24 protein-coding genes are annotated in these 24,098 nt (G+C 63.1%); 15 read left to right on the top strand and 9 right to left on the bottom strand.

Features of this window, described 5'->3' with window-relative positions; translation table 11 throughout:
• Positions 1–6: 6 nt before the first annotated feature.
• Positions 7–1,173 carry an autotransporter outer membrane beta-barrel domain-containing protein gene (locus NLM33_RS04155; RefSeq protein WP_254094870.1) on the bottom strand — a complete coding sequence of 389 codons (1,167 nt, stop codon included), beginning with the start codon at positions 1,171–1,173 and terminating at the stop codon, positions 7–9.
• A gap of 376 nt (positions 1,174–1,549) precedes the next feature.
• Between NLM33_RS04155 and NLM33_RS04150 the strand changes: the two genes are divergently transcribed.
• The gene (locus tag NLM33_RS04150; RefSeq protein WP_254094869.1) at positions 1,550–1,756 is read left to right on the top strand and encodes a cold-shock protein; all 207 of its coding nucleotides are present in this window, start codon (positions 1,550–1,552) and stop codon (positions 1,754–1,756) included.
• Between the two features lie 88 nt (positions 1,757–1,844).
• On the opposite strand, the gene purN is transcribed toward NLM33_RS04150, so the two are convergent.
• Positions 1,845–2,498 carry a phosphoribosylglycinamide formyltransferase gene (gene purN / locus NLM33_RS04145; protein WP_254094868.1) on the bottom strand — a complete coding sequence of 218 codons (654 nt, stop codon included), beginning with the start codon at positions 2,496–2,498 and terminating at the stop codon, positions 1,845–1,847.
• 5 nt (positions 2,499–2,503) lie between these two features.
• A complete protein-coding gene (purM, locus tag NLM33_RS04140) occupies positions 2,504–3,577 on the bottom strand; it encodes a phosphoribosylformylglycinamidine cyclo-ligase (RefSeq protein WP_254094867.1) in 1,074 nt (357 codons plus the stop codon).
• Positions 3,578–3,730: 153 nt separating this feature from the next.
• Here purM and NLM33_RS04135 point away from each other — a divergent pair, with 153 nt between their 5' ends.
• From NLM33_RS04135 to ppx, 4 genes are all read left to right on the top strand, one after another.
• Positions 3,731–4,273 carry a CDP-alcohol phosphatidyltransferase family protein gene (locus tag NLM33_RS04135; protein ID WP_027523874.1) on the top strand — a complete coding sequence of 181 codons (543 nt, stop codon included), beginning with the start codon at positions 3,731–3,733 and terminating at the stop codon, positions 4,271–4,273.
• 92 nt (positions 4,274–4,365) lie between these two features.
• Positions 4,366–5,043: a DnaA ATPase domain-containing protein gene (locus NLM33_RS04130; protein ID WP_254105646.1), complete on the top strand. Its 678-nt coding sequence runs from the start codon at positions 4,366–4,368 to the stop codon at positions 5,041–5,043.
• Between the two features lie 154 nt (positions 5,044–5,197).
• A complete protein-coding gene (locus tag NLM33_RS04125; protein ID WP_254105645.1) occupies positions 5,198–7,387 on the top strand; it encodes an RNA degradosome polyphosphate kinase in 2,190 nt (729 codons plus the stop codon).
• A gap of 15 nt (positions 7,388–7,402) precedes the next feature.
• Positions 7,403–8,905: an exopolyphosphatase gene (ppx, locus tag NLM33_RS04120; protein ID WP_254094866.1), complete on the top strand. Its 1,503-nt coding sequence runs from the start codon at positions 7,403–7,405 to the stop codon at positions 8,903–8,905.
• A gap of 103 nt (positions 8,906–9,008) precedes the next feature.
• Here the strand turns inward: ppx and NLM33_RS04115 are convergent, their stop codons facing one another.
• Together NLM33_RS04115 and NLM33_RS04110 are read right to left on the bottom strand one after the other, a co-directional pair.
• Entirely contained in the window at positions 9,009–9,626 is a 618-nt protein-coding gene (locus tag NLM33_RS04115; RefSeq protein WP_256570513.1) for an FMN-binding negative transcriptional regulator, read from the bottom strand.
• Complete coding sequence (locus tag NLM33_RS04110; protein WP_254094864.1) at positions 9,626–10,255, bottom strand: HAD family phosphatase; 630 nt, start codon at positions 10,253–10,255, stop codon at positions 9,626–9,628. The genes NLM33_RS04115 and NLM33_RS04110 overlap by 1 nt, the downstream gene beginning before the upstream one ends.
• A 131-nt stretch (positions 10,256–10,386) precedes the next feature.
• On the opposite strand from NLM33_RS04110, the gene NLM33_RS04105 reads away from it, so the two are divergent.
• Positions 10,387–11,280 carry a LysR substrate-binding domain-containing protein gene (locus NLM33_RS04105; RefSeq protein WP_254094863.1) on the top strand — a complete coding sequence of 298 codons (894 nt, stop codon included), beginning with the start codon at positions 10,387–10,389 and terminating at the stop codon, positions 11,278–11,280.
• A gap of 71 nt (positions 11,281–11,351) precedes the next feature.
• Here NLM33_RS04105 and NLM33_RS04100 read toward each other — a convergent pair whose 3' ends face one another.
• Positions 11,352–12,212 carry a TerC family protein gene (locus NLM33_RS04100; protein ID WP_254094862.1) on the bottom strand — a complete coding sequence of 287 codons (861 nt, stop codon included), beginning with the start codon at positions 12,210–12,212 and terminating at the stop codon, positions 11,352–11,354.
• 15 nt (positions 12,213–12,227) lie between these two features.
• Positions 12,228–12,650 (bottom strand): nucleoside-diphosphate kinase, encoded by a 423-nt coding sequence (ndk, locus tag NLM33_RS04095; protein WP_254094861.1) that lies wholly within the window; start codon positions 12,648–12,650, stop codon positions 12,228–12,230.
• A gap of 297 nt (positions 12,651–12,947) precedes the next feature.
• On the opposite strand from ndk, the gene NLM33_RS04090 reads away from it, so the two are divergent.
• The 8 genes from NLM33_RS04090 (at position 12,948) to NLM33_RS04055 (ending at position 21,920) form a co-directional block, all read left to right on the top strand.
• Positions 12,948–13,199, top strand: a complete 252-nt coding sequence (locus NLM33_RS04090; RefSeq protein ID WP_027522611.1) for a hypothetical protein — start codon at positions 12,948–12,950, stop codon at positions 13,197–13,199.
• 276 nt (positions 13,200–13,475) lie between these two features.
• Positions 13,476–13,658 (top strand): hypothetical protein, encoded by a 183-nt coding sequence (locus NLM33_RS04085; protein WP_254094860.1) that lies wholly within the window; start codon positions 13,476–13,478, stop codon positions 13,656–13,658.
• A gap of 47 nt (positions 13,659–13,705) precedes the next feature.
• Complete coding sequence (locus NLM33_RS04080) at positions 13,706–15,568, top strand: ABC-F family ATP-binding cassette domain-containing protein (RefSeq protein ID WP_254094859.1); 1,863 nt, start codon at positions 13,706–13,708, stop codon at positions 15,566–15,568.
• 491 nt (positions 15,569–16,059) lie between these two features.
• A complete protein-coding gene (locus NLM33_RS04075) occupies positions 16,060–17,847 on the top strand; it encodes a histidine kinase (RefSeq protein ID WP_254094858.1) in 1,788 nt (595 codons plus the stop codon).
• Positions 17,848–17,855: 8 nt separating this feature from the next.
• Positions 17,856–18,473, top strand: coding sequence for a response regulator transcription factor (locus tag NLM33_RS04070; RefSeq protein WP_256570512.1), 618 nt, complete (start codon positions 17,856–17,858; stop codon positions 18,471–18,473).
• Positions 18,474–18,605: 132 nt separating this feature from the next.
• The gene (locus tag NLM33_RS04065) at positions 18,606–19,025 is read left to right on the top strand and encodes a response regulator transcription factor (RefSeq protein ID WP_254094857.1); all 420 of its coding nucleotides are present in this window, start codon (positions 18,606–18,608) and stop codon (positions 19,023–19,025) included.
• Between the two features lie 35 nt (positions 19,026–19,060).
• A complete protein-coding gene (locus NLM33_RS04060; protein WP_371929897.1) occupies positions 19,061–20,761 on the top strand; it encodes an arylsulfatase in 1,701 nt (566 codons plus the stop codon).
• Positions 20,762–20,864: 103 nt separating this feature from the next.
• Entirely contained in the window at positions 20,865–21,920 is a 1,056-nt protein-coding gene (locus NLM33_RS04055; RefSeq protein WP_371929896.1) for an HAD family hydrolase, read from the top strand.
• Between the two features lie 584 nt (positions 21,921–22,504).
• On the opposite strand, the gene NLM33_RS04050 is transcribed toward NLM33_RS04055, so the two are convergent.
• Entirely contained in the window at positions 22,505–22,981 is a 477-nt protein-coding gene (locus NLM33_RS04050; RefSeq protein ID WP_254094856.1) for a MarR family winged helix-turn-helix transcriptional regulator, read from the bottom strand.
• A gap of 97 nt (positions 22,982–23,078) precedes the next feature.
• Here NLM33_RS04050 and NLM33_RS04045 point away from each other — a divergent pair, with 97 nt between their 5' ends.
• Entirely contained in the window at positions 23,079–23,447 is a 369-nt protein-coding gene (locus NLM33_RS04045; RefSeq protein ID WP_254094855.1) for an antibiotic biosynthesis monooxygenase, read from the top strand.
• A 73-nt stretch (positions 23,448–23,520) separates the two neighbouring features.
• Here the strand turns inward: NLM33_RS04045 and NLM33_RS04040 are convergent, their stop codons facing one another.
• Positions 23,521–24,015: a hypothetical protein gene (locus NLM33_RS04040; protein ID WP_254105641.1), complete on the bottom strand. Its 495-nt coding sequence runs from the start codon at positions 24,013–24,015 to the stop codon at positions 23,521–23,523.
• Between the last annotated feature and the right edge of the window lie 83 nt (positions 24,016–24,098).

Genomic DNA, 24,098 nt, shown 5'->3' with positions numbered 1-24,098 from the left:
CGGCGGCTACCATCTGTACTCGAAGCCGACCGTGCCCTGGTGCGAGGTGAACTCGTTACGAAACTTGCCGTCATAATTGACGTAGAGGCGCGCGGTGTTGGTCAGGCTAAGCGAGGCCGAGGCGCCGGCGTCGAGGCCGTAGCGGCTCTCGCCGATGCCGGGCACCACGAGGCTCTGCCTGCCCAGGCTGACCTGGATCGATCCCAGGTCCTGATAGAAATTGTCGACGAACTTGCCGTAGGCGGACAGGTCCAGAACCTTCTGATCGAAGATGAAGTAGCGCCCAACCTCGGCGCCGAGCATCAGGCGTGCGCGCGCGAGTGCGGACGAGCCGACGGTCAGGGGAAAGAGGCTGCCCGTCTCCTGGAACGAGGCGCTGGTGGCGCGGACATATTCCAGCGCACCCTTGGGGACGAAGCGGGTCTGGTCCTGGGTCCAGTAGTAGCTGATCTCGGTCAGCGCGCCGTCGATGTTGGCGCGATAGCCCGCGGTCGCAAGGCCGAAGCCGCTGTCCCGGCTGGAATGGACGTTGCCAAAGCCGTGCACGAGCGCGAAGGCCCAGGTCCAGGGCCCCTTGTCGACCGAGCCGTTGACGCCGAACTGGGTCAGATCCAGCGTTGCCGATTGCAGCGCCAGGGGCACGTCGATGTCGGTGTGGCTCTGGTCGACGGAGAAGCCGAGATTGACTCCCGGCGCGAGCCGCGCGCCGAAGCCCGCCACCCCGCCAATGGTCTTGCGCTTGTCACCGACGAAGTCGCCCTGCGCGTCGGTCCGCATCGAAATACCGTAGCCCTCGAACCAGGTCCGGTAGCGCGGCCCTTCCGCCCCCTCCGCGGCGCCGCCGCCGCCGGGATTGGTACGGGAGGTCCGGTCGAAGCCGTTCGAGGCCTGGTTGCCGAGCCGTTCCAGGAAGTTGGAGCCGAGGTTGAGCGTGGTGTTGCCCGCCGACTGGCCGTAATTCATCGCGGTTGGCGTCGGTGACGGCGTCGGTGTCGGGGTGGGCGTCGGGGTCGCTGTGGGGGTCGGCGTCGGTGTGGGCGACTGGGCATGCGCCGGGGCAGCCATGATCATCAGGACGAACGCAAAGGCGATCGCGGTGACGCTCGCGGCCCGCCGGACAAAACCCGGCCGGCGCGTCCGCCTAGTCCCAGAAGGCTGCGATAGGCAGCGCATAACGACACAATTCCCAAAGCAAATGGCGACGCGCAAAAATGCAACACGCATCGCTGCAACTGCGACGATTTGCGCCGAACTGGCCGGAAGGGTCAATCGCTTGAGTGGCGTTGAACGGGGGGATTACCCGCGCTGTGGTACCGCTGCCACAGGTCGCAAACTGTGCCACGGCGAGTCGGATCGGCACTTGAAATCTGCACGCTGCTTGCTAGCGCGCGATTTTCATGTTGCAATATCCGGCACAATCGGATTTGGCCGCTCGACTGTGCGTTTCGCGACATTGAGAGATTCGAACAGACTTCCGGAAGTCCGTTTGTGGCGTGGCACGCGAAAATCGCGGCCGCGTCTTTTTTCTGTCTAAAGGAGGAGACTCGCGATGGCGCAAAAGGGCACCGTCAAATGGTTCAACCCGACCAAGGGCTATGGGTTCATCAAGCCGAACGGCAGCGACAAGGACGTGTTCGTCCACATCTCTGCGGTCGAGCGTGCCGGACTCTCCACGCTCAATGAAAACCAGGTGGTTGAGTACGATCTCGTGGAGAACCGCGGCAAATCGTCCGCGGAGAACCTCAAGGTTCACTGACTTTCTACCGACAATCGACACAGGCAAGCATGAATCCCCCCGGCTCTGCCCGGGGGATTTCGTTTGTGGTTCAAGCCTGCATGGCGCTTCAGCTCACCACCGGCGAGATCAGGAAATTCTCCGAGCCCCCGCTCCCCGCGGTCTTGCAGACATCGCCGTCGATCCGGACCTTGCCGGTTGCAAGCAGGCGTAGCGCTTCGGGATAGATGCGGTGCTCGACTTCGAGGATGCGCTCGGAGAGCGTGTCCGGCGTGTCGTTGTCGCTGACGGGGACGGCGCCCTGCATCACGATCGGGCCGGCATCGGTCGCGGGGATCACGAAGTGCACCGTCGCGCCGGACAGTTTCACGCCTGCGCGCAAGGCCTGGCCGTGCGGGTCGAGGCCGGGGAACGACGGCAGCAGCGAGGGATGGATGTTGAGCATCCGCCCGTACCAGCTTTGCGTGAACTCGGCCGTGAACAGCCGCATGAAGCCGCCCAGACAAATCAGCTCGATGCCGTGCTGGTCGAGGGCTGCCTGCAGCGCAGCCTCGAAGCCGGCGCGGTCCTTGCCGAACGGCTTGCTCTCGATCACCAGCGTCTTCACGCCGCCCGCCCTCGCCTTTTCCAGCCCGAGCGCGGCGGCCTTGTTCGAGATGACGAGCGAAATCTCCGCCGGAAAATCCGCCGCGGCGGCGGCCTTGATCAGCGCCGCCATGTTGGAGCCTCGGCCGGAGATCAGGATGGCGACGCGGCGCTTCATCGGTTTTACAGCGACAGATCGAGGTGGCCGTTATAGACGACGCGATGCTCGCCCTCGGCCGGGATGACAGTGCCGAGCTGCGCCACCGTCTCGCCGGCATCGGTGAGGACTTGCATAACCTTGTCGGCGGCATCCGGCTCGACGATCGCGATCATGCCGATGCCGCAGTTGAAGGTGCGCAGCATTTCGAGCTCGGCGATGCCGCCTTGCATCGCCAGCCATTTGAATACCGGCAGCACAGGCAACCGCGCCAGATCGATTCCGACGCCGAGATGCTTTGGCAGCACGCGCGGAATGTTGTCGGTGAAGCCGCCGCCAGTGATGTGGGCAAGGCCCTTCACCGCGCCGGTCTCGCGGATCGCGCGCAGGCAGGATTTGACGTAGAGCCGGGTCGGCGCGAGCAGCGCGCCGCCGAGCGTCATGACCGGCGCAAAGGGCGCCTGGGCCCCGAAGCCGAGGCCGGACTGCTCAACGATCTTGCGCACCAGCGAGAAGCCGTTGGAATGCACGCCGGAGGACGCCAGCCCAATCACGGCATCGCCCGCGGCGATATCATTGCGCGGCAGCAGGGTGCCCCGCTCGGCGGCGCCGACCGCGAACCCGGCGAGATCATAATCGCCGTCCTTGTAGAGGCCGGGCATCTCGGCGGTCTCGCCCCCGATCAGTGCACAACCCGACTCGCGGCAACCCTCGGCGACGCCCGCGACGATCGACGCAGCGGCCTCGGGGTCGAGCTTGCCGCATGCGAAATAGTCGAGGAAGAACAGCGGCTCGGCCCCCTGCACCACGAGGTCGTTGACACTCATCGCGACCAGATCGATGCCGATCCCGCCATGCAGGCCGGTCTCGATGGCGATCTTGACCTTGGTGCCGACACCGTCGGTGGCGGCGACCAGGACCGGGTCCTTGAACCCGGCCGCCTTGAGGTCGAACAGGCCGCCAAAACCGCCGATCTCGGCATCGGCGCCAGCACGCGCGGTGGCGCGCACCATCGGCTTGATCAGGTCGACCAGGCGATTGCCCGCATCGATGTCCACGCCTGAATCGGCGTAGGTAAGGCCGTTTTTGCGGTCGGTCATGCCGGATTTCCAGTGGATTTGCGGCTGGTTACGTCGAATTCGAGGGCTGCGCAATGGCTCGCAAGGGGCCTAAGGCTATACTATGTAGATATCAACCGGTTCAGCCTCCAAGGGGCCGGTTTCGAGGTCAGACCGGGTGCCGGGAAGCGCCGCGTGAGTATTCCAAACATCATTACCCTGGGCCGCATCATGCTGGTCCCGATCATCGTCTGGGCGATCGTGTCGAGCCAAATGGAAGTGGCGTTCGCCGTCTTCCTGATCGCCGGCATCAGCGACGCCGTCGACGGCTTCTTGGCCAAGCGCTTCAACATGAGGAGCGAGCTCGGCGCCCTGCTCGATCCGCTCGCCGACAAGGCGCTGCTGGTCTCGATCTATCTGGCGCTCGGCATCTGGGGCGACATCCCGCGCTGGATCGTGATTCTGGTGGTTTCCCGCGACATCATGATCGTCGCCGCCGTGATCGTCTCCTGGCTGTTCGACAAGCCGGTCGAGATGAAGCCCTCGAAGGTGTCGAAGCTCAACACTGCAGCCCAGGTGGCCTATGCGGCGTTGGTGCTGGCCTCCCTCGCGTTCGGCTTCAAGCCCGGCCCCTATGATATAATCCTGATGGGCCTCGTCACGGTCTTCACGCTCTCCTCCGTATCGCTCTATCTCGTCGAGTGGCTGCGGCACATGAGCACGATCGAGGCCAAATGAGCCGGGATGCGGCCCCGCAAAAGGCCAACTCCCGCTCGATACGTCGATTCTCTTCAAACGAAGCCGGCGCGCCGGCATGGAGCAAAGCAAGCGTGGCAGGCCGCGTTCATCCCCGACAACTGGCGTTTTCGCTTCCGCATGCGGAAAGCCTGAGCCGGGACAATTTTCTCGAAGGCCCTGCCAACGCCGCCGGTCTCGCCCTGATCAATGCCTGGCCCGAATGGCCGAACCGGATCATGTGGCTTGCCGGCCCCGAAGGCTCAGGCAAGAGCCACCTCGCCGCGATCTGGGCTGAAGAGGCCGGCGCCCGCTCCACCACTGCCAATGCATTGACCGCGGCCGCCGTGCCCGGGGCGCTCGCCACGGGCGCGCTCGTCGTCGAGGATCTGAGATCGAAGGATTTTGACGAGCGCGCGCTCTTCCATCTGTTTAACCTCGCGCGCGAGGACGGGGCCTGCGTCCTGCTCACCGGCCGCGAGGTCCCGGCGGCGTTGGAGATCGAACTGCGCGACCTCCGCTCGCGCTTACGCGCCGTACCCGTGGTGTCGCTGCTGCCCCCGGACGACCAGCTGTTCCGCGGCCTGATCGTCAAGTTCTGTGCCGACCGCCAGTTGAGCGTCGATGAGAGCGTGGTCAGCTATCTCGCGACCCACCTGGAGCGCTCCTCCGCAGCGGCACGGCGGGCCGTGGAGCTGCTTGACAGCGAAGCCCTGCGGCTCGGCCGGCCCGTGACCCGGGCGCTGGCCGCCGAATTGCTGCGCCACGCCTGACCCCTCCCGGCTTGGCCTTGTTCGTCTCGGCCGCTTGACGCCACCGGGCGGCGGAACATCAATGTCATCGAAACGTCATCGCACTAACACATGCTCTGCGCCGGTTTTGCGCATAAGTCGCAAGATGAGGCGAAAGAAGATGGATCGACTTCTCATGGACTCCGCGCAAGCTATTGAAATCAAAGAAAAAGAACCAGAAGCGACGGCCCTGCCGGCGATCGCAACGAGCCCCGAGCGATTCATCAATCGCGAGCTTTCCTGGCTGCATTTCAACCGCCGGGTCCTGGAGGAATCGGTCAATCCCCACCACCCGGTGCTGGAGCGGGTGCGATTCCTGTCGATTTCGGCAAATAACCTTGATGAGTTCTTCATGGTCCGCGTCGCCGGCATCAAGGCGCAGGTCCGCGAGGGCATCCCCGAGCGCAGCCCCGACGGCCTGACCCCGTCCGAGCAGCTCGCGCTGATCAACCGCACCGTCTCGCAGCTCGCAAGTGACCAGCAGGCGATCTGGCGCGATCTGCGCGCCACGCTCGCCGACGTCGGCATCGTGCTGGTCGACGGCAAGGACGTCACCAAGGCGGAGAAGAGCTGGCTCGAGGACCACTTCCTCCACAACGTCTTTCCCTTGCTCACTCCGCTCGCAATCGATCCCGCTCACCCCTTCCCGTTCATTCCGAGCCTGGGTTTCACCATCGCGCTGCAGCTCACGCGCGCCGCAGACGGCAAGCAGATGAACGCGCTGATCCGCATGCCCGGCAAGATCGACCGCTTCGTCCGCTTGCCCGCCGATGGCGTAGTGCGACTGATCTCGCTGGAACAGATGACCGCCCTGTTCATCAACCGCCTGTTCCCCGGCTACAACCTCCACGGCCAGGGCGCCTTCCGCATCATCCGCGACTCCGAAATGGAAATCGAGGAAGAGGCCGAAGACCTCGTGCGCGTGTTCGAGACCGCGTTGAAGCGCCGCCGCCGCGGATCGGTGATCCGGCTCGAGGTCGACGCCAAGACGCCCGAACAGCTGCGCAGCTTCGTGCAGCACGCTCTTTCTGCGGCCGACGACGAAGTGTTCCTGGTCGACGGCGTGCTTGCCATGAACGAGCTGTCGCAGCTCACCCGCCTCGATCGCCCCGACCTCGAATTCACCCCTTACGTGCCCCGCCATCCCGAGCGCGTGCGCGAGCATGGCGGCGACATCTTCGCCGCGATCCGGCAGAAGGATCTCATCGTCCATCACCCCTACGAATCCTTCGACGTCGTCGTGCAGTTCCTCCAGCAAGCCACACGCGACCCCGACGTCGTCGCGATCAAGCAGACGCTGTACCGCACCTCCAACAACTCGCCGATCGTACGCGCGCTGGCCGAGGCCGCCGAGGCCGGCAAGTCCGTCACCGCGCTGATCGAGCTCAAGGCGCGCTTCGACGAGGAAGCCAATATCCGCTGGGCACGCGACCTCGAGCGCGCCGGCGTACAGGTCGTCTACGGCTTCCTCGAACTCAAGACGCACGCAAAACTCTCGATGGTCGTGCGCCGCGAGGGCGGCAGCCTCACCACCTATGTTCACACCGGCACGGGCAACTACCATCCGGTGACCGCGCGCATCTACACCGATCTGTCCTACTTCACTTCGGACCCGACCATCGGCCGCGACGCCGCCCGCGTGTTCAACTTCATCACCGGCTATGCCGCACCGAGCGATCTCGACAAGATGGCGGTGTCGCCGCTGACGCTGCGCAAGCGCATCATCGAGCACATCCAGGGTGAGACCGCGCATGCACGCCACGGCCGGACCGGCGCGGTCTGGATGAAGATGAACGCCCTGGTCGATCCCGATATCATCGACGCGCTCTATGAGGCGTCTCAAGCCGGCGTCCAGGTCGAGCTCGTGGTGCGCGGTATCTGCTGCCTGCGGCCGGGCATCCCCGGTCTGTCGGAGAACATCCGCGTCAAGTCGATCATCGGGCGCTTCCTCGAGCACGGCCGAATCTACTGTTTTGGCATGGGCCAGGGCCTGCCGAGCACGAAAGCGGCTGTGTATATCTCGTCAGCCGACATGATGCCGCGCAATCTCGACCGCCGCGTCGAGGTGCTGTGCCCGCTGCAAAATCCGACGGTACATCAGCAGGTTCTCGAACAGATCATGGTCGCTAACCTGAAGGACAATGAGCAGAGCTGGCAATTGTTGCCCGATGGATCGTCAACGCGTATGAAGGCCGCGAAAGGCGAGGAGCCTTTCAACGTGCACAACTACTTCATGACAAATCCGAGTCTGTCTGGCCGTGGAAAGTCGCTCAAGGAATCCTCGCCGCGGCGTCTCACGCGCCGGAACGAACGTCATCAGTCCTGATCGGGGATTGATGCCGTGACGCGGCCGCGCAAACGTGGCGCAAGCGTCGCGGTGATCGATATCGGCTCCAACTCGGTCCGTCTCGTCGTCTACGAGGCGCTGGCGCGGAGCCTCATTCCGATCTTCAACGAGAAGACCCTCTGCGGCCTCGGCCGCGAGGTGCAGAGCACGGGTCTGCTCGCGCCTGACGCGGTCGACAAGGCGTTGACCTCGCTCAAACGCTTTCGCGCGCTCTGTCGCGTGATGCAGGTCGGGCGCGTCTTTGCGATCGCGACGGCTGCGTGCCGCGACGCCTCCAACGGCCCCGACTTCATCGCCAAGGCTGAGCGCATCTGCGCCGTGAAGATCGAGATCCTGTCGGGCCCGCGCGAGGCGCGGCTTTCGGCGCTCGGCGTCGTCTCCGGCATTCATCACCCCGACGGCATCGTCGGCGATCTCGGCGGCGGCTCGCTGGAGCTCGTCGAGGTCCACCGCAACAGCGTGCGCAGCGGCGTGACGCTGCCGCTCGGCGGGCTCGCCTTGCAGGATCTCGCGCACAAATCGCTGAAACGCGCCGACCGCATCGTGCGCGAGGAACTCGACGCCGTAGCGCAGCTCAAGGCCGGGCACGGCCGCACCTTCTATGCGGTCGGCGGTACGTGGCGAGCGCTCGCGCGCATCCACATCATCCAGAGCGGCTATCCGCTCCAGGTGATGCACGGCTATTCCATACCGGCTGCGGATGCGCTGGATTTCGCACGACGACTGCGGCGCCTGGCTGCGTCCGACATGCTAGCCGACATCGAATTGGTCGCCGACGCGCGGCGGCCTCTCCTCGCCTATGCCGCGCTGGTGCTCGAGCACATCATCCGCGTCGCACAGCCGAAGACGATCGTGTTCTCGACTTTCGGCGTGCGCGAAGGCCTGCTGCACGAGAAGCTGTCGGAAGCCGAGCGCGCCAAGGATGGATTGATCTGCGCAGCGGAAGAGCTGAACCAGCTGATGTCACGCTCGGCGCGCCATGCCCGCGAGCTGATGGAATGGACCGACCGCTTCGTGCGCGTGGTGAAGCTGCGCGAGACCGAGGAGGACCGCAGGCTGCGGCACACCGCGTGCCTGCTCTCCGACATCGGCTGGCGCGTCCATCCCGACCACCGCGGCGAGCAGACGCTGAGCCTCGTGGTCAACGGCAATTTCGGCGCAGTCAGCCACGAGGGCCGCGCCTTTGTCGGCCTGTCGGTGTTCTATCGTTATGCCGGTTTGAGCGACGAGAACCAGCCGCCGCTGACGATGCAGGAGCTGCTCTCGCCCGCGCATCTCGAGCGCGCGCGCCTTCTGGGGGCGGCGTTCCGCGTCGCGCATCTGATCTCGGCGGCCCGGCCCGGCGTGCTGCCGGCCACGCATTTCCGCAGCCAGGGTCGCAAGCTGATGCTGGTGTTCGAGCACCGCCTCGGCGATCTCGTCGCCGACCGCGTCGGCGGCCGCTTCAAGCAGCTCGCCCGCCTGGTCGGCCGCTCGGGGTCAATCGTCAGGCGTTGATGCGCGGCGACCATCGCGCGAAGGCGAAGCGCACGCAGTGCCGGCCAATGCCGACAGCTCATCGCAGGAACGGATACGACCCTGCCGGCTTTGCACTGGTTGCCTAGGGATTCTTTTTCCTGATCCAAGCAGCCAAACGCTGGTCACCCCGCATCCCCGAGGCATCGAGCTTCGAGGCCACAGATAGAGCATCATTTCGCGGTTCGTCCTGGCCGAGCTTGGCTTTGCCTCTTAACGTCGTGATCGCCACCTCAAAACCAACAATCATGGTCATCCGCCGGGCGATGCCGTCTTCGGGCAGTTCACCCATGGTCCATTGTTCGGAACGGCCTGTTTCATATCGCCTCGTCAGCAGGTCAATCCATCGCCGCGCGGTTCCTTGGTCTTGCAACGAGATGTCGCCTTCGGCTTCCACCATGACGTGATACATCGTGGGCGCCATGTCGCGGGCCGGATACCAGCTCGGACTCACGTAAGCGCGCGGCCCCTGAAATAAAGTCAGCACGCGGAGACCGTTGTTGATCGCCGAAGCCTGTGGATTGGCCCGGGCGATATGCCCCACCAAGGTCCCTAATTTGCCGCGACTTCGATCCAGCAACAGGGGAATTGCGGTGACAAGGGGCGTCTCCTTGCCGTTGCACACCAGCAGGGCCCAAGGATCCAAGTCGATAAAATCTAGCGTCTCCTCCGTGGACATGGCCCAACATTGCCGCAAGAGCATCAATCTGCCCCCGAAGACAGAATCCCATAGCGCTTCAACTCTGCCTGGAATCCCTCGACAGTTGTAAAATGGTGGCTATGGAGACCGGCCGCATTCGCTCCCGCTATGTTTTCCGCAAGATCGTCGATGAACAAGACTGCTTCCGATCTTACGCCCAACTCAGCGAGGCATCGTCGATAACAGGCAACATCAGGCTTCGCCGCACGAAATCGAGCCGACGCGTACAGTCGTGAGCCAAACAGCGGTCGGAGTTCTGGGCAGAGAAGATCGATGTGATCCACGACCAGTTCCGTGTTGTTCGTGAGAACGGCCACGTCGACGGATCTACGCAGGTGATCGACGACCCCGAGCATCGCGTGATTTGGCTTCATGGACGTTCGACGTGCGTCGAGCCATTCAGCAAGGCTCAGAGAATGGCCAATCCGATCGCCAAAGGCGCCAAGATATTCTCGACGCGACAGTGTGCCGTCGTCGCCCAACTGCTCGAACCCGCTATCCCATATGGCTTGATAGATGTTCTCCGCCGTATTGCCGGAGATTTCGGCCAATCGCGCGGCACGAGCATGCCTGTCGTAGGTACACAGGACGTTGTCCATGTCGAACAGGATCAGTTCTATTTTTTCAGCCATGGAATTCCGCTTTGGGCTCATCGATCAGGTTAATCGGTGAAAAAATTTAACGTACCTCAACGCGGATAGCTCGAGAAAGCGATGGCAACAAGCGAGCAAATCTGAGATGTACGCGTGATGGAAACTCACGCATGACCAACGTCCGCCTCCCTCCTTTAAATGCGGTGCGTGCCTTCGTAGCCGCAGCCAGACATGCGAGCTTTACGCTCGCGGCGACCGAATTGGGCGTCACTCATGGGGCTGTCAGCCGTCAGATCAAGCAGCTGGAAGAGCATCTCGCCGTACAGCTCTTCGTCAGAGAGACCCGCCAAGTAAGCCTGACCCCCGCTGGACGGCAACTCTTCGCAGGGTTTGCGCCCGCGCTTGAGCGCATCGCGGCGACAGCCGTCGCGGTCGCTCGCCTCGCTCCCATTTCAGGCCTACGCATCAACGTCCGAGCGAGTTTCGCGGCGCGGTGGCTCATTCCCCAACTGCCGGGCTTCATCCGCAAACATCCTCACATCGCACCGCAAATCTTCACCAGTTCGGAAGAGCCGGCGCGCCTGGGCCGCGACGGCTTTGACGTCGTCATTCGTCGGACGAGGGCCGGCTGGCCATCCTATCTTAAGCCGCGCCCTTTCATGGCCGATCATGCATATCTCGTCACCGCACCATCGCTGCTGGAGGCCTCCCCTGTCGAAAAGCCCGAAGACCTGACACGCCATGTCTTCCTTCATAGCGAGACGCGAGCCAACGATTGGCACGAATTGCTCAGCTTCGCCGGGGTTGGGTGGATCCATCCCGCCGACGAAATGCGGTTTGATCACCTCGACTTCGCCCTGCGGGCGGCAGCGGATGGATTGGGAATAGCTGTTGGGCCCGCCAGCCTGGTCGCTCATGACATCGCATCGAACCGGCTGTGTCACGTGCTGCCAAGACTGAGCCGACCGCTCGATCCCTACCTCATAGCCTTGAACGACGAGTCGAGCCCGGCAGCTCAGGCCTTCGAGCAGTGGCTCTCAAGCGAAACCGCCGCGAAATTCTAGAAGCGTGACGACATGGAGTTCGGAGTCTGAGTTCTTGAGTCGCTGCCGCATCCCATTGCTTAGGGGCGCAACTACTCCGCCGACACCTTGGCGTGGCGCTCGGAGGCTTCGAGCGCCGCGACATGCAGGCTGCGCCGCCGCCAGATATAGCCGACGACCAGCACGACGATGACGCCGAGCACGGCGCAGAGATATTCGGCGCCGGCCCCGCCATGGGCAAATGGCGGCGGGATGCGCAAGCCTGCGAGCAGCGAATCCAGGGACGCGCCGAATCGACCGTCGGACAGCGCATGCAGCGTCGGTTCGACGCCCGGATCGGTCGCGATCACCTCGCCGGCGATCCAGCCGAGCAGCGCCGCGCCGGCCCAGACCAGGATCGGCAGTTTTGACAGCAGCGCCATGATCAGCGCGGCGCCGGCGACGATCAGCGGCACGCTGATGGCAAGGCCGAGCACCAGGAGCGGCACGCTGCCATTGGCGGCGGCTGCGACCGCGATGACGTTGTCCAGACTCATGATGATGTCGGCGACAACGACGATCTGCACCGCCTGCCATAGATGCGAGGCCGAGGCGACGTCGTCCTCGTCCTCGTTTTCCGGCACCAGCAGTTTTGCGGCGATCACGATCAGCGCCAGGCCGCCGACCAGCTTGAGGTACGGCAGCGCCATCAGGCTCGCGACGATGCCGGTGAAGACGATGCGCAGCAGCACCGCCGCTCCCGCACCGAGCACCATGCCCCATAGCCGATGCCGCGGCTTCAGGCCGCGGCATGCAAGCGCAATCACCAGCGCGTTGTCGCCGGAGAGCAGGATGTTGATCCAGATGATCTTGCCGACCGCGACCCAGAAGGCCGGCTCGGCCATTTCATTGCGGAACTGGGTGAAGAACGACCCGAGCGTGGCGGGGTCGAATATCTGCCAGAGCCAGTTCACAATGCGTCCTTCCGATCAGCCGACGATCTCGTTGCCCGAGAAGAACTGGGCGATCTCGATCACGGCCGTCTCGGGGGCGTCGGAACCATGCACCGAATTCTCGCCGATCGACTTGGCGTAGAGCTTGCGGATGGTGCCGTCGGCGGCCTTCGACGGGTCGGTCGCGCCCATCGCCTCGCGGTACTTGGCGATCGCGCCCTCGCCTTCCAGCACCTGCACGACCACGGGGCCGGAGGTCATGAACTCGACGAGCTCGCCGAAAAACGGACGGGCCTTGTGCACGGCATAGAAGGTCTCGGCCTGGCCCTTGGTCATGCGGATGCGCTTCTGGGCGACGACGCGCAGGCCGGCCTTCTCGATCACGGCGTTGACCGCGCCGGTCAGGTTACGCTCGGTCGCGTCGGGCTTGATGATCGAGAAGGTGCGTTCAATCGCCATGGTTCTATCCTTGAGAAAGGGGGGTGATTTGGAGTTGCCGGGCTTATATCGGCGCGATCGGCGAACGGCAAGCGACCGGCCAAAAGGGCTTCACAGGCGGATCGACGCGGGCGCCGGGCTCCTGAATTACAATAATTTCACCGAGATGAACCCAATCTGCAAGGCACGTTCAGGCTCGGGTTCAGGATCACGGGCCTAAGGTCGGGGCCATCGAGACGCGTTCTGCCCTTCAAGAGGCGTTTCGGCGGCCATTCCATCGACGCGCAGGCCCGCGCCGGCAGTTTTGAGGAGATCACCATGTTGAGGAAACTTTCGCTTGCTGCAGTCGCCGCGGTCGCGCTGGGTGCCGCGCTGGCTCCTACCTCTGCCTCCGCCCATTGGCATGGCGGTTGGGGTGGCTGGCATGGCGGCTGGCACGGCTACGGCTGGGGCGCACCGCGCTTTTATGCCGGCGGCCCCGTCTCCTACGGCTATGGCGGCTGCTATGTGCGCCAGCTGGTCCCGACCCCCTGGGGACCCCGCTGGCGGCTGGTGAACCGCTGCTACTGAGCCCGTCAGCACCTTCCAAGAAGACTACCCAAGAGAACTACCCAAGAGAACTACCCAAGAGAACTACCCAACAGAACGACCAGAAGAAGCCCCGGCGTCCCCCGCCGCCGGGGCTTTGCCTTGGATAATTTGCCTTGGACGATTTGCCTTGGGCGTCCATCGCCGCGTTCATACAATTTTTACGAGAATGGACGGTGGGCCCATTGGGACCCGAAACTATTTCGTGCTCAGTGACTTGGTAGGGTGTCCTTGCTTTTTTCAGAATGGAACCCTGTGATGCCTCGCCAATCCGCCAATGACAGCGAACAGATGGACCGGCGGACCAGCCGATCGATCTGCGACGCCATCGGCGAGCGGCTCCAGCAGAGCCTTCGGCCCGAGCCACGGCTTCCGACATATCTCGAGCACCTCGTCAACGAGCTGCGCAAGCGGGATCGCGACCGCGATCCGCAGAACTAGGCGTAAAACGGGGTTGCGTTTGCCGCGCGCTGCGGTGACAAGGCCGCATGCTCAGCATCACCGACCTCTCGATCCGCCTCGCCGGACGCCTCCTGATCGACCGGAGCTCCGTGCAGATCACGCCCGGCTCGCGCGTCGGCCTCGTGGGACGCAACGGCACCGGCAAGTCGACGCTGTTCAAGGTGATCCGCGGCGAGCTCGCCGCCGAGCATGGCTCGGTCACGCTGCCGCCACGCTGGCACATCGGCAGTCTTGCGCAGGAGGCTCCTGACGGCCCGGAAAGCCTGATCGAGGTCGTGCTCAAGGCCGATCTCGAGCGCGACGCGCTGCTGCGCGAGGCCGAGACCGCGCACGACCCGCATCGCATCGCGGAGATCCAGACCCGGCTCGTCGACATCGATGCGCATTCGGCCCCTGCCCGCGCGGCTGCGATTCTCTCAGGCCTCGGATTCTCGGCCGCGAACCAGTTGCGCGCCTGCGCGGAGTTCTCCGGCGGCTGGCGGATGCGCGTGGCGCTCGCCGCGACGCTGTTCGCAGCGCCCGACCTCCTGCTGCTCGACGAGCCCACCAACTATCTCGACCTTGAAGGCACGCTGTGGCTGGAGGATCACCTCGCCCACTATCCGCGCACCGTGATCGTGATCAGCCACGACCGCGATCTGCTGGAGAGCTCGGTCGACCAGATCCTGCATCTGGATCGCGGCAAGCTGACGCTCTATCGCGGCAGCTATTCATCCTTCGAGGAGCAGCGCGCCGCGCGCGAATTGCTCGATGCCAAGCAGGTCAAGCGCCAGGAGGCCGAGCGCGCGCGCCTGCAAGCCTTCGTGGACCGCTTCAAGGCCAAGGCCTCAAAAGCCCGCCAGGCCCAGTCGCGCGTCAAAATGCTGGAGCGGCTGAAGCCGATCACGGCGCTGGTGACGCAGGACGTGCACGAGATCAGCTTCCCGCCGCCGGAGAAGACGCTGTCGCCGCCAATCATCGCGGTCGACAACGTCTCGGTCGGCTATGATCCGACGACCCCCGTGCTGAGCCGCGTCACCTTGCGCATCGACAATGACGACCGCATCGCGCTTCTGGGCGCCAATGGCAACGGCAAGTCGACGCTGGTGAAGCTGCTCGCGGGCAAGCTCGCACCATTCTCCGGCAGGGTCACGCGCGCTGACAAATTGTCGATCGCCTATTTCGCGCAGCACCAGCTCGACGAATTGAACGAGGATGCCTCCGCCTACGATCACGTCCGCAAGCTGATGGGCGATGCGCCCGAGGCCAAGGTGCGGGCGCGCGCCGGCGCGATCGGCTTTTCCGGCAAGGCGGCCGACACCAAGGCCGGCAAGCTTTCCGGCGGCGAGAAGGCGCGGCTGCTCTTGGGGCTTGCGACCTTCTTCGGCCCCAACATGATCATCCTGGACGAGCCGACCAACCATCTCGACATCGACAGTCGCGCCGCACTTGCGGAGGCCATCAACGACTTTCCCGGCGCTGTCATCATGGTCTCGCACGACCGCTATCTGATCGAGGCCTGCGCCGAGCAGCTCTGGCTGGTCGCCGATCGCACGGTGACGAACTACGACGGCGACCTCGATGACTACCGCCGCGTGGTGCTGTCGGCGGCGAGCGCGGACAACAGCCCGCGCGAGCGCACCGCGCCAGCCGAGAAGCTGCAGCGCGCACGGTCGGACAATCGGGGGCCGCTGAAAAAGCGCATCGCGGAAGCCGAGGCCGAGATCGCCCGTGTCAGCGAGATCATCGCCAAGATCGATACCGCGCTCGCCCTGCCCGACATCTTCACCCGCGACCCGAAACAGGCCGCGCAGCTCTCGAAGGCGCGCGCCAATGCGGCCGACGCACTGGCGCGTGCCGAGGAGCAATGGCTCGATGCCAGTGCGCAATATGACGAGGCGGCGACCTAGAGGCTCTCGGCTGGTTCAGCCGAGCGAGGCTCTCATCAAAAACTGCAAAACAACCTCATGCAAAGTAAGCCTTGAGGTATCACCATACCAAGCCGACTGACGTTAGCGCGAGGTGATGGCCATCAGATTGACGTCCGCTCTCGGAGCTTCCCGGATTCGAGACTGAGATCACGTGAGGTTCACAAGTAACCACATCCGGACATGCGATCATCGACAGCTCTTAAATGCGAGGTCGACGCGGAAGTCTGGGTCCCTGTCGAGTCGAACCGTCCGAGCGCCTGGTTGGAGCGCCGTTCGAGCAAGACCGCTAAATCCGCCCTCGACCGCGACAAATTGGTTGATGGCACGAACTGCACATCCCAGCACCCTCGGTACACGATAGCTTTCCTGGATCGACGAAAGCCCAGGTTTTCTCGATGTGCTGCGCAAAGATCCTCGGGTTCTCGCGCCTGGCTGCCTCGATAAGGCGTCACAGAGCGACGAGACTTCTTTTGTGCGGCCTCCTGTGTTTCGGATCGCCAAGCTACGCGGATGAGGCGGCGAAGCACATTCTGATCCTGCATTCGTACAACTACACATTTCCAGCTACGTCCATGGCTTCGGACGGAGCGCGAGGCCGTCTTCTGGAGCGTTCGCCGCAGAAGATCGAGCTCGACGCCGAATATCTCGACCTCGCACGTTTTGCCGAGCCGGGTCACGAGGCCCTGATGGCCGGCTTTCTCCGGGACAGATACGCGCACAGGCGGCCTGATGTCGTGATGGTCATCGGTGGCGATGCCCTGCCCTTCGTCATACGGCATCGGGACGATTTCGCTCCTCATGTTCCCGTTGTCTTTCTCGGCGTCTCAAAGCCGGGCTACGCCGTGGCAGGGCCGCCACCTGATGTGACCGGTCACATTGTCGACCTTGCCGCGAATTTGAACGCGACCATCGCTCTGGCCGAGCGCCTGCAACCGGATGCCAGCCGCCTCTTCATCATTGCAGGAAGCGGCCTTGTCGACCGACGATGGCAACCAATCGCTCGAACAGTCGTCGAGGCGCGAGGCGGCAAGCTCGATACGACCTATCTGTTCGATCTGCGCTACGACGAAGTCATCGCAAAGGTCACCCAGATCCCCAGCGACGCAATTGTCATTCTTCTTTCGATGTTTCGCGACGGCGGCGGGAAAGCTCTGATGCCGTCCGAGGTCGCCGCCCAACTCATCAAGTCTTCGTCCGCCCCAGTTTATGCGCCATATCCCTACCCGGTGAGAGGCTTCATTGGCGGGTTCAGCGAGAGCTACGAAGCGATGGGACGCACCGCCGGCGACATCGCGCTCGAAATCCTCGCGGGCAAGGACCCGGCCTCGATTCCTCCGCGAACCAGCTCAGAAGCAGCGTACCGGGTGGACTACCAGGCAATGCACCGTTGGGGCCTGAGCGAAGACAATCTTCCGCCTGGCTCGGTGGTTCTCTTCAAGGAGCCCGGCGTCTGGGAGCTCTATCATCGCTACATCATTGGAGCGGGTTCCCTCATCGTCCTCCAGTCGGTCCTCATCGCTGCCCTCATCGTGCAGCGGTCGCGTCGCTGGGCGGCGGAACAAGACAATCGCTCGAAGGAGAGCGCGCTGCGCACCAGTTATGAGCAGCTGCGATACCTTGCCGGCCGACTGATCCATGCGCAGGACGAAGAGCGCCAGCGAATTGCGCGTGAATTACACGACGATGTCGGCCAACGCGTCGCCTCCCTGTCAATTGGACTGAGCAGCCTGAGGCGCCGTCTGCCTGATTCACCAGATACGACCAGGGCCGAACTGGCCCGGCTTCAGCGGATGACGGTCGATCTGGCGGAAGATATGCGCGACCTCTCGCATGGCCTGCACCAAGGCGTGCTCGAACATGCCGGTTTGCCGGAAGCCTTGCGCGAACGCTGCGAGGAGATCACCCGTGGGTCGAACACATCCATTGATCTCGATGTAGCCGAAGGCTGCACGGAGGTAAGGGACGACGTCAAGCTCTGCCTGTACAGGGTTGCGCAGGAAGCGCTGCGCAACATCGCAAAGCATGCCCATGCCCGAACCGGGCGTATTTCGGTCGCGCGCGAGGACGGTCAAATCGTGATGAAGATTGCCGACGACGGGGAAGGTTTCGACGCCAACGCCTCCGGCAGCCAGTGCGGTCTCGGGCTCCTGAGCATGCGCGAGCGCGTGAGGATGCTGGGCGGCACATTCGAGATCAAGTCGGCACCGCAGGCAGGCACCATTGCTACCATCTGCATTCCGGCCGGAGGATCCCATTGAGACCGCGCGTGATCCTCGCAGACGACCATGTGATGGTTGCCGAAGGACTGGGCCGGCTGGTCGGCGAGGTCGCCGACCTCGTTGCGCAAGTCGAAAATGGCAAACAGCTCGTCGAGGCCGTGCAGCGATTGAAACCCGACATCGTCGTGTCCGATGTCACCATGCCCGTCATGAGCGGACTGGAGGCTCTGCGGCAGCTCAAGGCAGGTGGGTCGAAGACCCGCTTCATTTTCCTGACGGTTCACACCGAACCGCAGCTCGCAACGCAGGCAATACGCGACGGCGCATGCGGCTACCTTCTCAAGGCGGCCGCCGGAGAGGAATTGCTCGACGCGATCCGAGCGGTCATGGCCGACCGCATCTATCTGACGCCGCACATCACCAAGGACGTGCTGCAGACGATGTCACGCTCAACCGATGGCGGCGGACCCTCGCTCTCCTCGCGCCAGCTGGAAGTGCTGCGGCTGATCGCCCAGGGCAAGCGCATGAAAGAAATCGCGGCCCAGCTTGGGATCTCCGTAAGGACAGTGGAAGATCACAAGAGCCAGTTGCTTGCGGCACTCGGCGTCAAGAGCACTGCCGATTTGGTAAAGTTTGCCATTAAACAAGGGCTTGTTCCCGAGTGAGATGACCGGGAAATCCGGACCGACCGTCCCGTGATTTCCACGTCCACCGCTTCGGCTTTCCCCGATGTGTCCGTCCGGCCGAACGCGTAGCCTCGCGCGCACTCAAGCCGATTGTCACAAGCCGAGACGAACATGCGGCAAGTACGTGTCATCTTGGCAGAGGATCATCCCGACATGGCCCAACACCTGCAAGCCTTGCTCGGTTCTCGATATGCCGTGCACATCGTTCCAAACGGGCAGGCCCTGATCGCGGCCGTGAGGCTCGACATTCCCGATCTCATCATCAGCGATATCGCGATGCCGGGCATCAGCGGCTTGGCGGCGGCGCGCAGCATCCTGGAGCTGCATCCGCAGATTCCGATCATCTTCGCGACCGTCCTCGATGAGCCGGCCATCATCAGGCGAGCGCTCGCCGAAGGGGCGCGCGGCTACGTCGTGAAATCCGATGCGGGCGACGAGCTGGCCGGTGCGGTCGATGCGGTTCTCGCAGGCGGCCAATACATTTCGTCTTCGGCGCGTGCCGTGCTTGGCGACCGGCCGCGGAGCAATTGAGAAGAGACGCGACCCAGTCCACCAAGGAGGCAGTGATGAGCGAAACTGAAATCGAGCGGGTTGAGACGCAGCATCAATCCTTGAAGGGCAGAGAGGATCAGGCGGGCATGAGCCGGCGAAACATCCTGCTCGCCGGCACGGCGATGGCGGCGGTCACAGCGGCAGGATCTGGAGAAGCGATCCGGACGGCCCAAGCGCAGCAGAACCAGCCGCCGGCTTCCGGGAAGCGGCCGAATATTCTCGTGATTTGGGGCGACGATGTCGGCATTGCCAACGTCAGCGCCTATTCATTCGGCCTGATGGGATACAAGACGCCGAACATCGATCGTATCGGCCGTGAAGGCATGATGTTTACCGACTACTACGCCGAGCAGAGCTGCACGGCGGGTCGCGCATCGTTTATCACAGGGCAATCCGGCCTGCGCACTGGAATGACCAAGGTCGGTTTGCCTGGTGCGGCACTCGGCCTGAGGTCCGAGGACATCACCATCGCCGAGGCGCTCAAGCCGCTTGGCTACGCCACGGGCCAGTTCGGCAAGAACCACCTTGGCGACCGCAACGAGTTCCTACCGACGGCGCACGGCTTCGATGAATTTTTCGGCAATCTCTATCATCTCAATGCAGAGGAAGAGCCCGAGCGCGACGACTATCCGAAGGACCCCGCGTTCAAGGCCAAGTTTGGTCCGCGCGGCGTACTCAAATGCAAGGCCACCGACCGCGACGACCCCACAGTCGATCCGCGGTTTGGCAGGGTCGGCAAGCAGACCATCGAGGACACCGGCTCGCTTACCAAGAAGCGAATGGAAACGGTCGATGACGAAACAACCAACGCCGCGGTCGACTTCATCAAGCGGCAGGCGCAGGCCAACAAGCCGTTCTTTTGCTGGTGGAACGGCACGCGAATGCATCTCTACACGCACGTGCGGCAGGAATATAGGGGGCGCAGCGGTATCAGCGAATACCTCGACGGGATGCTGGAGCACGATGGGGATGTCGGGACTCTGCTCAAGACACTCGACGATCTCGGTATCGCCAACGACACCATCGTGATCTATGGCACCGATAACGGCGTACATATGAACTCGTGGCCGGATGGTGGAATGACGCCGTTCCGCAGCGAGAAGAATACCAATTGGGAAGGCGCCTACCGCGTTCCCGCAATGGTCCGCTGGCCGGGCCGCATCAAGCCGGGACAGGTCAGTAATGAACTCTTTTCCGCACTCGATTGGTTCCCCACGCTGCTGGCGGCGGCCGGCGAGCCGGACGTAAAGAGCAAGCTGCTGACCGGCTACGACTCGATGGGCAAAAAATACAAGGTGCACCTGGACGGTTACAACCAGTTGCCGTTCCTCACCGGCCAGCAAGAAAAATCCGAGCGCAAGGAGTTCTTCTATATCAATGACGACGCCCAGCTCGTGGCGATACGCTACGAAAACTGGAAGGTCGTGTTCTGCGAGCAGAAGACGCCCGGTACACTCGATCTTTGGGGAGAGCCTTTCACCTGCCGGCGGCTGCCCAAATTGTTCAACCTGCGCATGGACCCCTACGAGCGCGCGGATATCACCTCGAACACCTACTACGACTGGACGATGCAGCGGGCATTCCTGTTCGTCCCGGCGCAAGCGTTCGTGTCGCAGTTTATCGCGACGTTCAAGGACTTCCCGCCGCGGCAAAAGCCGTCGAGCTTCAGCGTCGACCAGATCATGAGTCAGTTGGAGAATTCGAATGGCGGCTGACGGATAATCGACAAGCACGGCGAATGAACGCTCACGTCCGGGCAAAGGTAGGGCCTTTGCCCGGACCGTCATCTCGATCCGCACTCCAGATACGAGGACGCCCATGTTGACGTCTGATCACGAGGGCATGACGCCAGCAAAGGTCGGCGGGAGGGCGGCGCGCGCGCTCGAGACGCTGCTCTTCCTTGCCTTGTATTTCATGTCCAGCGGTGCGGTGTTGGCTCAGAGCGACCCGCTGCCGTCCTGGACCGATGGCGCCGCCAAGAAGGCCATCATCGACTTCGTCACACGCGTGACGACCCAGGACAGCAAGGAGTTCGTGCCAGCGGCCGAGCGGATCGCAACTTTCGACAATGATGGCACGCTGTGGTGCGAAAAGCCGTTCTATTTTCAACTCGCCTTCGCCGTCGATCAGATCAAGGCGATGGCACCGCAGCATCCAGAGTGGAGGACCAAGCAGCCGTTCAAGGCGCTGCTGGACAACGACACCAAGGCGCTGTCCGAAACCGGCGAGAAAGGCCTGCTGCAAATCGTCGCCGCGACTCATACGGGCATGACGACGGATCAGTTCTCCAGATCCGTGCTCGACTGGATCAGGACCGCCAGACATCCACGGTTCAACCAGCCATATGACGGACTCGTCTATCAGCCGATGCAGGAGCTCCTGACCTACCTGCGCGACACCGGTTTCAAGACCTTCATCGTATCCGGCGGCGGAGTCGAATTCATGCGGCCATGGGCCGAGCGGGTCTATGGCATTCCTCCAGAGCAGGTCGTCGGCTCGTCCGGGGTTGTGAAATTCGAGATCGCCACGGACGGCAAGCCGGAGCTGATGAAGCTTGCCAAGGTCGAGTTCATCGACGACGGTCCCGGCAAACCCGTCGGCATCAACCGATTTATCGGCCGGCGACCGATCCTCGCGTTCGGCAATTCGGACGGGGATCTCCAAATGCTGCAATGGACGATGGCGGGACAGGGTCCCCGCTTCGCCGGCATTGTCCACCACACGGATGGCGCGCGGGAATACGCTTATGACCGGGACTCCAAAGTTGGAAAGCTCGACAAGGCATGGGACGAGGCCAGGCAGCGCGGCTGGACCATCGTCGACATGAAAGAGGACTGGAAGCAGATCTTTCCGACGGAAGGTGCACGACAATAGCGATCTGGTATCAATCCGGATGGCCGTCAGGCTCTGCTGGACTTTCGTCGAGAGACGAAGCAAGCCCCCTCCAACATCGCCTGTGGCAGTTGTAGATGCAGGTGGTTCGCCATGATCATCGAACCCAAAACGACGGACGCCCCCATCGTGTCGATCCGGGAAGGGCTGGGGCGAAGGTCCTAAATGCCCGCATCGCCAAGGTGCGCGCGCTGGACGAAGTGCAGTTTTGAACCCCATCCCAGTCCGCGACGTCAAAGACCTGTATCTTTCAGGAACGCCCCATCGATACCCTGAGGACGAGCAGATGAAATTTTGGACGAGCGCGGCCTGGGTGATCCTGATCGGCATCTCAGTGAGTGCGTGCGCATTTGAGCCTGACAACAAGCCGGCTTACGGCCAAGCGAACGGCAAAAAGTCCGATCGATGATCGTTGAAGGGTCGGCGGCTGCTGCCTGCCGACCTCATTTCCGATCAGTCCGCGAGAAGGCCAGAGCGCGCCTGAGCTTTGGTCCCACGCGCGTGGCGAACCGGCGACCTGCTTAATCAGCGTCAGGATTCAGAGCGCAAGGACACTGGCGCCGACGCTACATTTGATCCTCAGTTTCGCCATTGCTCTCGAGCTTCTTGCGTAGCGCCGCGACGAGGCGGTGAACCGTTTGCAGGTCCTTGACCGAGAGCCCTTCCGAGAGGTCGTTGATCCACGGGGCCTGCAAAGCCATCGCGGCGTCGAAAGTGCGCCTTCCCTTGTCGGTCAGGACCACAAGTTGTGCGCGCCGGTGGTGCGGGTTGGCCTCGAACGCCAACAGCCCTTCCGCGTGAAGGTCGTTGACGATCCGCTGCACGTTTTGTCGATTGGCGCCGAGGTCGCGGGCGAGCCATGCCACCGGCTGTGCTCGCTCCGCGTGCACGATGGCACCGAGGATTTGCCAGCGGGCACTCGTGAGCCCGAGCGGGGCGACCAAGCGGTCACCCGCGGTCAGGACCAGGCTATTCAGCCGGAACAGGTCAAGCATGAGGTTGCTCAGGGCATCGCCAGCAGGTGTTCGTCGGGATTTCAGCATCCGTCACCATAAATCTATCTTGACATCATAATGACAAATATGCCATCTAAATATGATACCACATTGACATCATACGACCAACAGAACGAAGGCTTTCATGTCGCACCTGCGCCCACTGGACCCCGCGTTTCCGATCGAGCGTCAGCTTGGCATCGATACCAACCCTGTCGTGCTCGTGAATCTGTTCACGCTCGACAAAGCCGATGAGGAAACATTCCTCCAGGTCTGGCAGGACGATGCTGCGTTCATGAAACGGCAGCCGGGTTTCATCGCCACCCAGCTTCACCGCGCGATCGGCGAAGGCCCGACCTATCTGAACTACGCCGTTTGGGAATCGACCGCCCACTTCCGGGCTGCCTTCACGCACCCCGAGTTCAGATCGAAGATCTCGGCCTATCCCTCTTCAGCCGTTGCCTCTCCGCACCTGTTCCAGAAGGTCGCGGTGCCCGGCATCTGCGTCGCGTAGCGCGTCAAGGGCACAACCGTGGCTTTGGACCGCGGTTAAGGCGAGAGGAACCGGCAACGCTGTCGTTCTTCGCTTACGTCGCCTGCTTCTTCTTCGGCTTCGATTTCGCCACCTTCGGCATCGGCGCCGGCTCGGGGCTACCCTCGATCGAAGTCAGGCGGCCTGCGGTGAAGGTGTAGATGCCGGCGCGCGGACCGCTCGCCCAGGTGATCACGACCACGCGCCTGCCGCCGGCGTCATTGGAGAGATTGACGTTGCTCGGCGCGCCGATGCCGCGCACTACATCGCATTCGGTGTGGCCGAGCGCGACCGTTCCGCCGGCCGGCGCCGGCGACGTGGTTGAGGCATTGGCATCCGTGGGCGCACCTGCGGGCGCCATGCCCGGACAGGCGCCGTCGGCGCTGACCAGATCCTCCGCCGTCACCGGCTTGTCGGGGGTCAGCGGCGGCGATTCGATCGAGATGTTCTTGATGAAGAGCCGGGCGGGCTTGTTGAACCATTCGGCATCCCTCGACATCATGTCGGACGCGCCCGAGCAGCCCGCCATCAGCGGCGCAACCGCGCACAACGCCAGGAGAAGCGTCGAAGAAAGCTTTTGATGTCGCACGATAAACTCAAATCCCCGCGTCAAGGACCAGCCCTAAACGATTG

It is taken from the genome of Bradyrhizobium sp. CCGUVB1N3 (assembly GCF_024199925.1).
Lineage (GTDB): Bacteria > Pseudomonadota > Alphaproteobacteria > Rhizobiales > Xanthobacteraceae > Bradyrhizobium.
Note: the sequence above shows the minus strand (reverse complement) of the source record. Positions and strands in the feature narration are given on the sequence as shown.